Source organism: Streptosporangium amethystogenes, from assembly GCF_000721075.1.
In the GTDB taxonomy this organism is placed as follows: domain Bacteria; phylum Actinomycetota; class Actinomycetes; order Streptosporangiales; family Streptosporangiaceae; genus Streptosporangium; species Streptosporangium amethystogenes.
The window spans coordinates 279204-293708 of record NZ_JOEQ01000005.1 but is presented as its reverse complement, the minus strand read 5'-3'; the positions used below and the strand labels follow the sequence as shown (position 1 = coordinate 293708).

The window sequence follows — 14505 nt, the reverse complement described above, 5'->3', positions numbered from 1 at the left end:
TAGGGTCCAACACATGAGAGTCCTCGCGATCGTGCTCGCCGGTGGAGAAGGTAAGAGGCTCATGCCTCTGACAGCTGATCGGGCGAAGCCCGCGGTGCCTTTCGGGGGGATATACCGACTCGTCGACTTCGTGCTGTCCAACCTGGCCAACGGTCACTACCTCCAGATCGTCGTGCTGACGCAGTACAAGAACCACAGTCTCGACCGGCACATCTCCCGGACCTGGCGCCTGTCAGCGATGCTCGGCAACTATGTCACCCCGGTCCCCGCCCAGCAGCGCCTCGGGCCGCACTGGTTCTCCGGCTCCGCCGACGCGCTGTTCCAGAACCTGAACCTGATCTACGACGAGATGCCGGACCACGTCATCGTGTTCGGCGCCGACCACATCTACCGCATGGACCCGCGACAGATGGTGGAGCAGCACATCGAGACCGGGGCCGACGTGACCGTGGCCGCGATCCGGCAGCCGATCTCCCTCGCCGACCAGTTCGGGGTCATCGAGGCGGATCCGGCCGGCCGCCGGATCGTCGCGTTCCGCGAGAAGCCGAAGGACGCGGTGGGCCTGGCGGACGCGCCCGACCAGGTCTACGCGTCGATGGGCAACTACGTCTTCAAGACCCAGGCGATGATCGACGCGCTCAGGGAGGACGCGCTCGACCCGACGAGCAAGCACGACCTGGGCGGCAACATCATCCCGATGATGGTGAAGTCGGGCAGCGCAGAGGTCTACGACTTCGCCGACAACATCGTGCCCGGCTCCACCGAGCGCGACCGGGGCTACTGGAGGGACGTCGGAACGCTCGACGCCTACTACGAGGCCCACATGGACCTCATCTCCGCGCACCCGGTCTTCAACCTCTACAACAACCGCTGGCCCATCTACACCGGCCACGATCCGCTCCCCCCGGCCAAGTTCGTGCACAACGAGGGCGACCGGGTGGGCCGGGCGATCGACTCCCTGGTCTCCTCGGGCGTGATCGTCTCCGGTGGGCTGGCGGAGCGCTCGATCCTCTCCCCCGGCGTGGTGCTGCACTCCCACTCCCAGGTCGAGGACTCGGTGCTGATGGGCAACGTGAAGGTGGGCCGGGGCGCCATCGTCCGCAAGGCCATCATCGACAAGAACGTGATCATCCCGGACGGCGCCAGGATCGGCTTCGACCTTGAGTACGACCGCAGCCGGTTCGCGGTGACCAAGGGCGGTGTCGTCGTCATCGGCAAGAACGAGATCGTCGAACGCTGATCCGGCCCCGCCCGGTTCAGCGCCAGACGGTGCCGAGCCAGGCGGTTGCCGCGGCGGCCGCCAGCAGGGCGATGTTGAGCCCGATCTTCCTGACCTCGCCGCGGCTCAGGTGGACCGCGATGCCGCCGATCTGGATCAGGACAAGGCCGATCGCCGCGGCGATGGCGAGCCAGGGTGCGATCCCGGTCAGCGGCGGCAGGATCAGACCGGCCGCACCGAGGACTTCCAGGACTCCGATCAGGCGGACGAGCGGCATGGGAACGGTGTCGACCCAGCCCATCATCGGCTGGAGTCGCTCCTGGCCTTGGGTGATCTTCTTGCCTCCGGCGTAGGTTCGAGACCGAGCTGCCGTGCCTGGTCGCGGCCGTCACCCAGGCGGCGACCGGGGAGCCCGAAGTCGCTCGCTTCGTCACCGATCTGATGCCGCTGGTCAGGGCCAGGGCGACGAAGTGCGGTCACTGGCGGAAGCTTGAGACCATGGCCCGGCTCGCCGTCGAGGTGGCGCGGCGGCATGGTGACAGGACCGGTGAGGCGTTCACCCTGACGACGCTGGGGGTGGCGGAATGGCGCACCGGCCGGATCGACGCCGCTCGCGACTGCCTGCGTCGCGCCCTCGGACTCCGGCGCGACCTGGGCGACCGGGAGGCCGAAGGGCTGGCGCTGCACAACCTCGGCTGGCTGAGCATGCGCACCGGTGATCTCGATGACGCCCTCGACCACATCACTGCGGGGCTGCGGCTGATCGAGGCACATGGGTCGAACCGGGCCGGCATGGTCAGGCACAACCTGGGCGAGGTCCTGCTCCAGCTCGGCCGTTCGACAGAGGCGGCCGACTGCTTCGAACGGTGCCTGTCCGCCCGGAGGGCGGACCGTGACCTGTTCGGGGAGAGCATCACCCTGGCCGCGCTCGGCCGCGCCTACTGCCTGCTCGATCGGCGCGGCGAGGCACTGGTCACGTTCGAGGACGCGCTGAGCCGTTGCCGGGAGACCGGTAACCGGGAGGACGAGACGACCAGATACGCCAAGCTCTGCTACGTCGTCGGCGGTACGACCGGCTGCGCGCAGGGCTGCGAGAAGCACGGAAGTCGCTGACCGAGCCGAACCCGTAGTCCGGACCCCGACCACGTACTGCTGCCGGTCGGCGGCCTCACCGCCATCGGGCTGGTCTCCGGGGTGCTGCCGCAGCTCATCATGTACCTGCGGGCCGAGTCGGAGCGCCGACTGGATCGTCTGATGCAGGACAGCCTGTACACGGCGGTGAACCGATTCCAGGGCCTGTCGAGGTTCGAGAATCCGGCGTTCCTGGACGGGCTGCGCCTGGCCACCCAGGCTTCGGGAAGCATGTTGGCGCCCATCACCTCGGGGCTGTTCGACATCGGGCGCAATGCCATCACGCTGGTCAGCCTCTTGGCCGCCCTGGCCGTGCTGAGCCCGCTCATGGCGGGACTGGTGGCGCTGGCGGCGATTCCCGCCCTGGTCGCCCGGATATCGCTGGAGAAGCGACGGATGATGATGATCGCCGGGCAGTCCACCTCGATCCGGCGGCAGCTCTTCTACTCCTCCATGATCACCGACGTGCAGGCCGCGAAGGAGGTCCGGCTCTTCGGGCTGGGCGGCTTCCTCAAGGATCGGATGTTCGGGGAGCTGGCCACCGTCCAGGCCGGTGAGCGGCGGCTGGACCGGCGGGAGGCGCTCACCCAGTCGCTGCTCGCGACGCTCTCCGCCGCGGTCAGCGGCGTGGGGTTGATCTGGGCGGTGTACGCGGCGGTGGACGGCCGGTTGCCCCTCGGCGACGTGACCGCGTTCGCCGCCGCCGTGGCCGGAACGCAGGGTGCGCTGATCTCGGTGGTGGAGAACGTGGCCAACGCCCGTCAGGCGCTGTCCCTGTTCGGTTACCACGAGCAGGTGACATCGCTGCCCGACGACCTGCCGCCACCGCGTCGCCCCACGGAGGGGCCGGCCGCCACACTGCCCGCGCTGCGGCGGGGTATCGAGCTGCGCGATGTGTGGTTCCGCTACGGCGAGAGCCACCCGCGGGTGCTGCGGGGAGTCGACCTGACGATCCCGCACGGCACGTCGGTCGCGCTGGTGGGGCTCAACGGGACCGGCATCAACGGCTCGGTCGTCGTCTCGTCTCTGCCCCACGTGGCCGACGCCCTCGCCACGATCCTCATCAGTGGGGGCACCACATCACCCAGTAGCGTGACCGTCTCCACGCTTTGAGGGGATCGACAATCAGGTCTGAGTCTGAGTGTTCTTCACCCGGTCACGCACCACCGCGGCGCCCGGCCAGCGATCATGCGAAGCGCGGCCCTGGCCGCGCCCAGCCGTCCACCCGTCCGCACGGCGGTGACCCGGACACCCAGCAGCCGCTTGCCGCGCGTCCGCCCCCACAGAGCGTGCTGCACCCAGAGGTGAAGGAACAACCCGGCCAGGATGACTGGTCCCGCGGGCTTCACACTGCTCCGGAACACGTACGCGCCGGCCCCACTCCAGAAGGCCGGCTCCCATGCGAACCTCGATGTTGATGTCGATCAAGAGCCCTGCTGCGGGGTCTGGTGCCCACGCTGGAGACCGCTGCCCGATCGGCCCCCGAGGAGCGGCGGATCGCACCCACCGGAAGACCTGGACCACCTACAACCGCTACGCCCCTGGCGACCACAGTCACCACGCCCTCTTCCGAAGCGACGAACCGACGAGCTCACCAGTTCGGCATACCCAAGAACAGACGATCAGGCGGTTCGACCGCGGCTTGAAGATCTCCTTCTGTGTCGTAGTCAGGCCGACGTTCCCCTCGACAACGACGCCATTCACCGTCGATGACTTGCACGGATTCACAGATGGCGACTTCCCTGCCCGCGGGTGCAGGAACCATTGACGGAGTGAGTACTCACTCCGCATACTGGGCACATGGAAACCACCACCGTCCGACGACGCGCGCCGGGGATGAGCCCGGAGCGGCGCCGCCAGATGATCGTGGCGGTCGCCCTCCCCCTGATCGCCGAGCACGGCGCCGCCGTGACCACCAGCCAGATCGCCAGGGCCGCCGGCATCGGCGAGGCCACGATCTTTCGGGCGTTCACCGACAAGGACGAGTTGCTCGACGCCTGCATGGCCGAGGCGCTCCGCCCGGACCACGTGCTGGAGCAACTCGCCGCGATCCCGCTCGACCAGCCACTGACCGAGCGTCTCGTCGAGGCCGCCGACGCGATGCGGGCGCACATGGCCCGGATCGGCACCGTCATCGCCGCCCTGCACGTCTCGGGGCGCCGCCCTCGCGACCGCCCCGGCGTGCCGCTTCCCCCGCGAGGCCCCGAGGCGACGTCCCGGGACCCCGCGGGCACGCCCCCTCCGCCGAAGCGGGAGGCCGGAACGCCCGCCCCGGACCGAGAGGGAGATCCGTCACCGGAGCGCGAGGATACGGCCCGGCTTGACCGGGAGTCCTCGTTCGGGGAGACCCGCACGGCGCTGGCCGAGCTGTTCGAGCCCGAGCGCGACTCCCTCCGGCTGCCCCCGGAACGCCTGGCCGCGCTCTTCCTCGCCATGGTGTTCTCCAGCGCCCGCCAGCCGGAGGGCGCCCCCGAGCTGAGTGCCGACCTCGTCGACGTGTTCGTCCACGGTGCCCTGACCTGAGCTGACTCGTCGTGGGCCGGCCCGGTCTCGCTCGGCCTCATCCGCCCGTGGGTCACACGGACTCGCCGACACCCGGGTCCGCCGCTTCGGAGCGTCACGGCCGAAGGAGGGGGTCGCGGCCTACCGGACGCCCGGCGGCCACCTCCCCTGTCCGACCCGTCCTCGAACGATCTCAGAAGACCCCACCGAAAGGCCCCGCAGTGACGATCACTTTGAACCACACCATCGTGCCCGCGCTCGACAATCAGGGGGCGGCCGACTTCTTCGCGGGCATCATGAACCTGGAGTGCCTGCCACCCGCCGGGGCACACGCCCACTTCGCCCCGGTCCGGGTGAACGAGTCCCTCACCCTCGACTTCATGACCGTGGAAGACCCCGAAGGGCACCACCTGGCCTTCGACGTCGACCCGGCCACCTTCGACGGAATCCTCGCCCGTCTCAAGGACCGAGGCGTGCCGTACGGCAACCACCCCGCCCACCACGACAACGGGCGGATCGACCATCCACTCCGCCCGCGCGGCCTGTTCTTCACGGACGAGACGGGCAACCTCTACGAGGTCATGTCCGACTGACCGCGACACCCCCGGCCCAGGTGAAGCGAGGCGGGCGACGTTCGAGGAAGGCTGCGACGCCCTCGCCGACCTCCTCATGCGCCTCCTTCTGCCACAGCAGGAAGCGCGCCTCGTCGGCGCGGCCGTCCACGATCTCCTTCGCGGCGGCCACCGTCAGCTGGGAGCGGCCGGCCAGGGTGCGGGCGAGGCCGTACACGCGCTCGGACAGCTCCGCTTCCGGCAGGACCTCGTCCACCAGGCCGGTGCGCAGCGCGCGGTCGGCGCCGATGAGCTCCGCGGAGAAGAGCAGGAACTTGGCGGTGGACGGGCCGACGGCGGCGGTGAGGCGCCGGGTGGAGCTCGGCGGGTAGACGATGCCGAGCTTGGCGGGAGTGATGCCGAAACGGGCTCCCTCTGCGGCCAGGCGCAGGTCACAGGCGAGGGCGAGCTGGCAGCCGCCGCCCACGCAGAAGCCCTCGATCATCGCGATCACCGGTTTGGGGAACTCCGCCAGCGCCCGCTCCGCGGCGACCGTCGCCCCCGTGTCGTCGCCGCTCTCGTCGCCGTTGCCGGCGAGTTCGGCGAGCTCCGAGATGTCGGCCCCGGAGCAGAAGGTACCCGCCGCCCCGGTGAGCACCAGCACCCGCACGGCCGGATCGTCCGCAAGCGGCGCGAGCAGCGCGGGCAGGGCCCGCCACATGGCCGCGCTCAGCGCGTTGCGCTTCTCTGGGCGGTTGATCCTCAATGTGGCGACATACTGGTCAACGGACAGTTCAAAGCCTTCGGAGATCTGCACGGGTTAGATTCTCCCGGCACGCTTCATGATCTTGTCATCAGACCACCCCAAAGCACGAGAAACCGCATGTTCAGCATCATGCGCCCCCGCAGTGAGCACTCCTGCGCGGCCCCGCGTCCAAACAGCCGCGGCATCTGAGACATCCCATCGGACATCGCGGGACGCCTCCCTGTCGCACCCCGGCGCGGCCGGATCAGGAAACCGGCCGCCCTCAGGACGGAACCGGCCGGTCGCCGTCCTCACCGCCGGAACACCCCGCCGTCGGCGCCATCAGGCCGGTGAGTGTCCCGGGAAGGGTGGCGGCCATGGGCGGATTCTCGACCCGGAAGCGGGGCAGGGCCTGGGGGTACTTCTCGCGGACGAAGGCCACCAGATGCTCGCGGATGTCGCACTTGAGGTCCCAGGCGCTGGCCGAGTCGGCGGCGCTCATCAGGGCGCGCAACTCCAGCAGCCCGTTGGGAAGGGTGTCGGTGACCTGGAGGGTCCAGTCCTTCTGGTCCCACAGCGGGTGCACGCGCAGGGCCTGGTAGAGCTCGGTGCGCAGTTCCTCGACCGGCACCGACCAGTCGACCCGGATGAACACGTGGCCGATCACCCTGCTGCTGTGCCGGGTCCAGTTCTCGAACGGATTGGTGGTGAAGTAGGAGACGGGCAGGACCAGCCGGCGCTCGTCCCAGAGCCGCAGCACCACGTAGGTCAGGCTGAGCTCCTCGATGCGACCCCACTCGCCCTGCACCACGACGACGTCGTCCAGGCGGAGCGCGTCGCTGAAGGCCAGCTGAAGGCCGGCGAGCAGGTTGCCGAGTGTCGACTGGGCGGCGATGCCGACGACGACTCCGGCGATCCCGGCCGAGGCCAGCAGACCGGCGCCGAGCGCCCGCACCTGCGGAAAGGTGAAGAGCATCGCACCCAGCGCCACCACGATGATCACCGCCGAGGCCACCCTGCGGACCAGGGTGATCTGGGTGCGGATGCGGCGGGCCCTGCGGTTGCGCTCGCCCTGGACGGTGACCAGGCGGTCCAGGACCACGTCGGTGACGGCGTAGGCGGCCTGGATGACCAGCCAGGTGGCGCATCCGATCATCGCCATGCTGAGGCCGCGGTCGATCATCTGGCTGACCGAGCCCTCCGCCATGCCCGGCTCGTAGACGGTGTAGGCGGTCGCCACGGCGGCCGTGGCGAACCCCGGCCAGGTGCAGCGGCTCACGACCGGACCGGCGAGCGCCCACTTCTCGCCGATCAGCCGTGAGCGCAGCACCCTTCGCACCGCCTCCACCGCCACGATGGCGGCGGCCACGGAAACGATCATGATGATCCAGCTGAACACTGACGACTTCCCCTCGTCGCTCTCTTCCCCGGACCATCAGCCAATCAGAAGGACTCGTCGAACGTGACATTCCCCTCGACGGCTATCTGGTAGGCCGAAACCCTCCGCTCGAAGAAGTTGGCCAGCTCCTGCACATCCTGCAGCTCCATGAACGCGAACGGGTTGGCGGTGCCGTACCGGACGGGCATCTGGAGCCTGACCAGCCGCTGGTCGGCCACGTACTCAAGGTAGCGCCGCATCTGCTCCGCCCCCATTCCCTGCAGACCGTCGCCGCACAGGTCGGCCGCGAAGGCCAGCTCGGCCGCCACCGCCTCCTCGATCATCCGGGTGACCTGCTCGGCGAGCTTGTCGTCGAACAGCTCGGGCTCCTCGGCCCGTACGGTCTCCACGACGCCGAAGGCGAACTCCATGTGCATGGACTCGTCGCGGAAGACCCAGTTCGTCCCGGTGGCCAGGCCGCTGAGCAGCCCCCTGGAGCGGAACCAGTAGACGTAGGCGAAGGCCCCGTAGAAGAACAGGCCCTCGATGCACGCCGCGAAGCAGATCAGGTTGAGCAGGAACGTCCGCCGGTCCTCCCTGGTCTCCAGCCGGGTCAGCCCACCGAGCGAGTCGATCCAGCGGAAGCAGAACTCCGCCTTGTCGCGGATCGAAGGGATGTGCTCGACCGCGGCGAACGCCTTGACCCGCTCGTCGGGGTCGGGCAGGTAGGTATCCAGCAGGGTCAGGTAGAACTGGACGTGCACCGCCTCCTCGAACAGCTGCCTGCTGAGATAGAGGCGCGCCTCCGGGGCGTTGAGGTGCTGGTAGAGGTTGAGGACGAGGTTGTTGGCCACGATCGAGTCGCCGGTGGCGAAGAACGCCACGAGGCGGTTGATCAGGTGACGCTCCTCGGGCGTCATCCTCGCCAGGTCCGCCAGGTCGGAGGCGAGATCCACCTCCTCGACGGTCCAGGTGTTGCGGATCGCGGCCCGGTAGCGTTCGTAGAACTCGGGGTAGCGCATCGGCCGCAGGGTGAGATCCATGCCGGGGTCGAGCAACATCGGGAGAACGCCTTTCGGGGTGGCTGAGGGGTGGCTGAAAAGGTGGCGGGGTGCCTTGGGACGGGCCGCCGGCAGGTCTACTGGCAGGCGTCGCAGTACTCGGGGTTCTCCAGGGAGCAGGCGACGGCCTCGGGGTCGGGAACCTCGCCGGCCACCGGTGCCGCCACGGTGGCCTGCGCGATCCGGGTGGCCGGGCGCGAGCGCAGGTAGTAGGTGGTCTTCAGGCCCGACTTCCAGGCGTAGGCGTACATCGAGGAGAGCTTGCCGATGGTCGGCGTGGCCATGAACAGGTTCAGCGACTGCGACTGGTCGATGTACGGGGTGCGCGCGGCGGCCAGGTCGATCAGCGCCTTCTGCGGCAGCTCCCAGGCGGTCCGGTAGAGCAGCCTCAGGTCGGCGGGGATCTCGGGAATGTCCTGGACGGAGCCGTCGGCGCGCTTGATCGCGTCACGGATCCGCGCGGTCCACAGTCCCCGGGCCCGCAGATCGGCGACGAGATAGCGGTTGACCTGGAGGAACTCACCCGAGAGGGTCTCGCGCTTGAAGATGTTGGAGACCTGCGGCTCGATGCACTCGTAGCAACCGGCGATGGAGGCGATCGTGGCCGTGGGCGCGATCGCGATCATCAGCGAGTTACGCAGCCCCGTCCTGGCGATCCGCTCCCTGATCTCCGTCCACTCCTCGGACGTCGCGGCCCCGTAGTGGTCGGGGTGGAGCACCCCGGCGGCGGCCCTGGTCTCCTGGTAGGAGGGGTGGCGGCCACGCTCCGCGGCCAGGTCCGAGGAGGTCCGGTAGGCGGCCAGCGCGATCTCCTCGGAGATCCGGGTGGACAGCCGCAGCGCCCGCGGCGAGTCGAACGGCAGCCGCAGCGTGAACAGCACGTCGGCCAGACCCATCACGCCGAGCCCGATCGGGCGCCACCTCTGGTTGGCGGCCCGGGCCTCGGGGGTCGGGTAGAAGCCCAGGTCGATGGTGCGGTCGAGGAACCGCACGGCGGTGCGGACCGTCGCGCGCAGCCGCACCCAGTCGATCCCGTCTCCGGAGTCCGGAGACAGGTGGGCGGCCAGGTTGATCGAGCCGAGGTTGCAGACCGCGGTCTCGGCGTCGCTGGTGACCTCAAGGATCTCGGTGCAGAGGTTCGACAGATGAATGACGTTCTGGGGCCTGGCCGTCTGGTTGGAGGTCCGGTTGGCCGCGTCCTTGAAGGTCATCCAGCCGTTGCCGGTCTGGGCGAGCGTGCGCATCATCCGGCCGTACAGGGTGCGGGCGGGGAGCTGCGCGGTGAACCGGCCCTCGGCCTCGGCGGCCCGGTAGGCCTCGTCGAACGCGGCACCGTACAGGTCGGTGAGGTGCGGGACCTCCTTGGGGTCGAACAGTGACCACACGCCGTCGGCCTCGACCCGGCGCATGAACTCGTCGGGGATCCAGTTGGCCAGGTTCAGGTTGTGCGTGCGACGGGCCTCCTCGCCGGTGTTGTCGCGCAGTTCGAGGAACTCCTCGATGTCGGCGTGCCAGGGCTCCAGATAGACGCAGGCCGCACCCTTGCGGCGGCCGCCCTGGTTGACCGCGGCGACGCTTGCGTCCAGGGTGCGCAGCCAGGGCACGATGCCGTTGGAATGGCCGTTGGTACCGCGGATCAACGAGCCCCGAGAGCGGATCCGGCTCCAGGCGATCCCGATGCCCCCCGCGTACTTCGACAGCCGCGCGACCTGCCCGTAGCGCTCGTAGATGGCCTCCAGCTCGTCGCGGGGCGAGTCGAGCAGGAAGCACGAGGAGAGCTGGGGCCTGCGCGAGCCGGAGTTGAACAGCGTGGGCGAGCTGGGCAGGTAGGACAGGGTGGCCATGAGCGCGTACAGCTCGGCGGCCTCCTCGACGGTTTCGGACAGGCCGCAGGCCACCCGGAGGAAGAAGTGCTGCGGGCGCTCCAGCACCTTGCGGGTACGCGGGTGACGCAGCAGGTAGCGGTCATAGACCGTACGCAGCCCGAAGTACTCGAATCTGGCGTCGGCGTCCGGCTCGATGAGCGCGTCCAGGACTCCGGCATGGGCGGCCACGAACTCCGCGAGCCCGTCGGCGATCAGCCCCGCCTCGTGCGTCGCGGCGACCGACTCGGAGAAGTCGCGGACGCCGTGCTCGGCGGCCTCGTCGGCGATCAGCTCGGCCAGCAGCGCGGCGGCGACCCTGGAGTTCTCCGGGTCGGTGATCACTCGGGCCGCCGCCTCGTCGATGGCCTGCCTGCGATCGACTGCCGCGGTCCCTGCTGAGATCCCTGCCAAGGCCTGTGTCACGTGGTGTTCCTCGCTCGCTCTGACTTCCCCGTACGGCTCCGCCGAAGAGGCACGCGTCCGCGAGCGATCCCGGGCACGCCGGACCGCCTCGTTCCGCGGGCCCTCCCACGAGGCCCTGGACAATCACGTCACCGGCAGGTCTTCGGACTCACGGGCGCCCTGCGTGTGCCTACCGGCCGTCGCTTCCCGGGCATGGTTCACCCAGTGCTCACCTGACGGCTTTCGTTCCCGTTCACCGCTGCGGGGCAGTCCCGGAATCTCACCGGGTTCCCTCTTGCCTCGCCCCTCCCGGGGCGAACCAGCAACGAGCAGGATCCTACATCTAGGGGCGTCTGACGCAACTACCCCAACAAGTTGTGTCGGAGGACTTCAGTAGCCCGAGTTCGTGGAGCACCCCGCGGGTGCGGGCCGTCTCGGTGAAGAGCCACTGACGGAAGTCGTCACCGCTGAGGTAGACCCGGCTCCATCCATTGGCCGCGCACAGGGCGCGCCAGCGCGGCGCGGCGTCGATCCTGTCGCACAGGGCGACCGCGGCGTCCCGGTCCGCCTGGCTCATGCCCTTGGGTCCCAGCAGGCCGCACCAGTCGCTGTACTCCAGCCGAACCTCGACCTCCAGGAGCGTCGGGGCGTCGATCCCGTCGATCCGGCTGCCCGAGGAGACCACCAGGGGGCGCAGGCGGCCCGCGGCGATCTCGGGTCGCAGGGCGCGGGCCGACCCCAGCAGGGCCGCGACCCGTCCGATCTGGAGCGCCTCGGCGGCATCCTCGGCGCCGAGGAACCCCGCGTACTCCAGCAACCGGGTGTCCACCCCGAGGCACTTGCCGATCATGCCGTAGAGCACGTGGTCGGAACCGCCCTCCGGCCGGCCGCCGACCGTCAGCGCCGCCGGGTTGCGCCGCAGCTCCGCGGCGAAGTCCTCGAAGGTGCGCAGGCGGGAGTCCGAGGGGACGACCAGGACCGTCCAGTCGCCGACCAGGCGGGCGAGGGGGGTGGCGGCGTCCACCACCGCGGCGGTGTTGGCGATCTCCGCGGCCGCCACCATCGGCATCGCGGTGACGAGCAGCCTGCCCTCGCGCGCGAACGAGCCGCGCACGGCGCCGAACGCGTCACGCGGGACCGACCCCAGGGGTCCCGGCCGCTCGACGGCCATGGCGGAGCGCGCCAGCCCCGACAGGACCAGGACGGAGGCGAGCCTGCCCGCGATCCCGTCCCAGCCGTGGCCGTCGGCGGTGGGTTCGAGGATGCTCAGGCGGCCCACGGCCGAGTCCGCGGAGTCACCGTTCAGGTCGCAGCCCGCCACGACCATGGCACCCACGACCAGCGCGAAAAACCTCCTACGGCGCATAAGCGCCCCTTCCCCCAAGAACCCCCTATACCATAGGTTACCGCCTTATCACTATCTGTTACAGACCGGGGGTGTCACCGCCCCCTGGCGGGGCGACCACCGTCGGCGGTCGCCCCGGGAGCCGCCTCACTCCACCGTGACGCTCTTGGCCAGGTTGCGGGGCTTGTCGACGTCCCGCCCCAGCGCCACGGCGGCGTGGTAGGCGAAGAGCTGAAGCGGGATCGACAGCAGGATCGGGTCCAGCTCGGTCTCGTTCCTGGGCACCACGACGCAGTCGTCGGCCAGCTTGGGGTCGGCCGTGCGGTGACCGACCATGAGCACCCGGCCGCCCCGGGCGCGGATCTCACCCAGCGTGGTGAGGTTCTTGTCCAGCAGCTCGTCGTCGGGGACGATCGCCACGGTCGGCATGTCCGGCCCGATCAGCGCCAGCGGCCCGTGCTTGAGCTCGCTGGCCGGGTACGCCTCGGCGTGCACGTAGGAGATCTCCTTGAGCTTCTGTGCGCCCTCGCGAGCCACCGGATATCCTCGGACCCGGCCCACGAACATCATGCTCGGCGCCTCGGCGTACTTCTGCGCCAGCTCCTTGAGCCGCGGCTCCAGCGCCAGGATCTCCTTGATCTGGTCCGGCAGCCTTCGCAGGCCCTCGCAGATCCGGCGGCCGTCGGCGGGAGACAGGTCACGCACCCGGCCGAGGTGCAGCGCGAGCAGCGCGAAGGCCACGGCGGTCGAGGTGAACGCCTTCGTGCTCGCCACCGAGACCTCGGGACCCGCGTGCAGGTAGACGCCGCCGTCGCACTCGCGGGCGATCGCGCTGCCCACCGTGTTGACGATGCCGAGCACCCGGCCGCCCTTGCGCTTGAGCTCCTGGACGGCGGCGAGGGTGTCATAGGTCTCCCCCGACTGGCTGATCGCCACATACAGGGTGTCCGCCTCCACCACCGGGCTGCGGTAGCGGAACTCACTGGCCGGCTCCGCGTCGGCCGGGATACGCGCCAGCTCCTCGATGAGCTGCGCGCCGATCTGGCCCGAGTAGTACGCGGAACCACAGCCGATGATCTTCACCCGGCGGAACGAGCGGGTCTCCCGCGCGTCCATGTTGAGGCCGCCCAGGTGGGCGATGTGGAAGCGGTCGTCCAGACGCCCGCGAAGCGTCCTGGCCACGGTGTCGGGCTGCTCGGAGATCTCCTTGAGCAGGTAGTGCTCGTAACCGCCCGTGTCGTAGTGCCCCGCCTCCCAGTCGACGGTCAGCGTCTCCTTGGACGTCTCCCGCGCGTCGCTGGCGAAGGTGTTGAACCCGTCCGCCTTGAGCACGGCGATCTCGCCGTCCTCCAGGTGGACCACCTGACGGGTGTAGCGGACCAGCGCGGCGACGTCCGACGCGGCGAACATCTCCTTCTCCCCGATGCCCAGCACGATCGGGCTTCCGTTGCGGGCCACCACCACCTCGCCGGGGCGCTCGGAGTCGATCACCGCGATACCGTACGTGCCGACGACCCGCTTGAGCGCGGTCCTGACGGCCTCCTCCAGGGAGTCGGCCTCCTTGACCGTACGAGCGATCAGATGCGAGAGCACCTCGGTGTCGGTCTCCGACAGGAAGATCGCGCCGTCGGCCTCCAGCTTGGCGCGCAGTTCGTCGGCGTTCTCGATGATGCCGTTGTGCACGACGGCGATGCGCTCGTCGGTGGACAGATGAGGGTGGGCGTTGACGTCGCTGGGCGCGCCGTGGGTGGCCCAGCGGGTGTGGCCGATGCCCAGCCCGCCCTTGAACCGCGTGGGCACGACCGCCGCCAGGTCGGCCACCCTGCCCTTGACCTTGCGCATCTTCAGGCCCTTGTTGGAGACCACCACCCCGGCCGAGTCGTAGCCCCGGTACTCAAGACGCTGCAGACCCTCCAGCAGGATGGGGGCCGCGTCCTTGGGCCCTACATAGGCCACGATTCCACACATGTAACCACTCCTTATCCGTAGACGATCCGGCGCAGCTGGCGCAGGGAGAGTTCAGGTGCCGCGACACGGCGTACCGCCAGCTCGGCGACCAGCCTGGGGAAGATCTCGTCATTGACCAGCCCCCTCCCCTTGAGCTCCGCGTGACGCCGCCTGACGAACTCCTCAAGGGGCTCGGAGAAGTAGGCCAGCACATCGGCGACGACTCGCGCCGCTTCCCCCGGGCCGAGCGCGCTCGTCCGGGTCAGGTAGGTGATCAGATCCTCATACGGATGCCGTGTCGTGGGCATAGAGCAGGACCATACGCATCCGGGAGGGAGCACACCAAGTTCTCTGCCCGA

General features: G+C 69.5%; 13 protein-coding genes, 1 pseudogene and 1 riboswitch. Of the genes and pseudogenes, 5 read left to right on the top strand and 9 right to left on the bottom strand.

Annotation, left to right across the window (positions count from 1 at the left end):
* The first annotated feature begins 13 nt into the window (after positions 1–13).
* Positions 14–1240: a glucose-1-phosphate adenylyltransferase gene (gene glgC / locus IG98_RS0109175; RefSeq protein WP_030908445.1), complete on the top strand. Its 1227-nt coding sequence runs from the start codon at positions 14–16 to the stop codon at positions 1238–1240.
* 16 nt (positions 1241–1256) lie between these two features.
* Here the strand turns inward: glgC and IG98_RS44655 are convergent.
* Positions 1257–1562, bottom strand: a pseudogene (locus IG98_RS44655) (DoxX family protein); the annotation flags it as partial.
* A gap of 98 nt (positions 1563–1660) precedes the next feature.
* Between IG98_RS44655 and IG98_RS48495 the strand changes: the two are divergent.
* Complete coding sequence (locus tag IG98_RS48495; RefSeq protein WP_084195226.1) at positions 1661–2332, top strand: tetratricopeptide repeat protein; 672 nt, start codon at positions 1661–1663, stop codon at positions 2330–2332.
* An 81-nt stretch (positions 2333–2413) separates the two neighbouring features.
* Entirely contained in the window at positions 2414–3463 is a 1050-nt protein-coding gene (locus tag IG98_RS0109165; protein WP_211263919.1) for an ABC transporter ATP-binding protein, read from the top strand.
* Between the two features lie 35 nt (positions 3464–3498).
* Here the strand turns inward: IG98_RS0109165 and IG98_RS0109160 are convergent, their stop codons facing one another.
* Positions 3499–3699, bottom strand: a complete 201-nt coding sequence (locus IG98_RS0109160; RefSeq protein WP_342666801.1) for an RDD family protein — start codon at positions 3697–3699, stop codon at positions 3499–3501.
* A 451-nt stretch (positions 3700–4150) separates the two neighbouring features.
* Between IG98_RS0109160 and IG98_RS0109155 the strand changes: the two genes are divergently transcribed.
* Positions 4151–4873 (top strand): TetR/AcrR family transcriptional regulator, encoded by a 723-nt coding sequence (locus IG98_RS0109155; protein ID WP_245651460.1) that lies wholly within the window; start codon positions 4151–4153, stop codon positions 4871–4873.
* A gap of 200 nt (positions 4874–5073) precedes the next feature.
* Positions 5074–5445: a VOC family protein gene (locus IG98_RS0109150; RefSeq protein WP_030908432.1), complete on the top strand. Its 372-nt coding sequence runs from the start codon at positions 5074–5076 to the stop codon at positions 5443–5445.
* On the opposite strand, the gene IG98_RS0109145 is transcribed toward IG98_RS0109150, so the two are convergent.
* From IG98_RS0109145 to IG98_RS0109115, 7 genes are all read right to left on the bottom strand, one after another.
* Positions 5432–6220: an enoyl-CoA hydratase/isomerase family protein gene (locus tag IG98_RS0109145; protein WP_342666800.1), complete on the bottom strand. Its 789-nt coding sequence runs from the start codon at positions 6218–6220 to the stop codon at positions 5432–5434. The genes IG98_RS0109150 and IG98_RS0109145 overlap by 14 nt on opposite strands.
* A gap of 211 nt (positions 6221–6431) precedes the next feature.
* A complete protein-coding gene (locus tag IG98_RS0109140) occupies positions 6432–7529 on the bottom strand; it encodes a mechanosensitive ion channel family protein (RefSeq protein ID WP_084195284.1) in 1098 nt (365 codons plus the stop codon).
* A gap of 62 nt (positions 7530–7591) precedes the next feature.
* Complete coding sequence (locus IG98_RS0109135; RefSeq protein WP_030908425.1) at positions 7592–8587, bottom strand: ribonucleotide-diphosphate reductase subunit beta; 996 nt, start codon at positions 8585–8587, stop codon at positions 7592–7594.
* Between the two features lie 77 nt (positions 8588–8664).
* The gene (locus IG98_RS0109130) at positions 8665–10875 is read right to left on the bottom strand and encodes a ribonucleoside-diphosphate reductase subunit alpha (RefSeq protein WP_030908422.1); all 2211 of its coding nucleotides are present in this window, start codon (positions 10873–10875) and stop codon (positions 8665–8667) included.
* A gap of 116 nt (positions 10876–10991) precedes the next feature.
* Positions 10992–11193: riboswitch (cobalamin riboswitch) on the bottom strand.
* Between the two features lie 4 nt (positions 11194–11197).
* Positions 11198–12220 (bottom strand): tripartite tricarboxylate transporter substrate-binding protein, encoded by a 1023-nt coding sequence (locus IG98_RS0109125; RefSeq protein WP_157594244.1) that lies wholly within the window; start codon positions 12218–12220, stop codon positions 11198–11200.
* 126 nt (positions 12221–12346) lie between these two features.
* Complete coding sequence (glmS, locus tag IG98_RS0109120) at positions 12347–14167, bottom strand: glutamine--fructose-6-phosphate transaminase (isomerizing) (RefSeq protein ID WP_030908416.1); 1821 nt, start codon at positions 14165–14167, stop codon at positions 12347–12349.
* 11 nt (positions 14168–14178) lie between these two features.
* Positions 14179–14454: a hypothetical protein gene (locus tag IG98_RS0109115; RefSeq protein WP_030908413.1), complete on the bottom strand. Its 276-nt coding sequence runs from the start codon at positions 14452–14454 to the stop codon at positions 14179–14181.
* Positions 14455–14505: the final 51 nt, after the last annotated feature.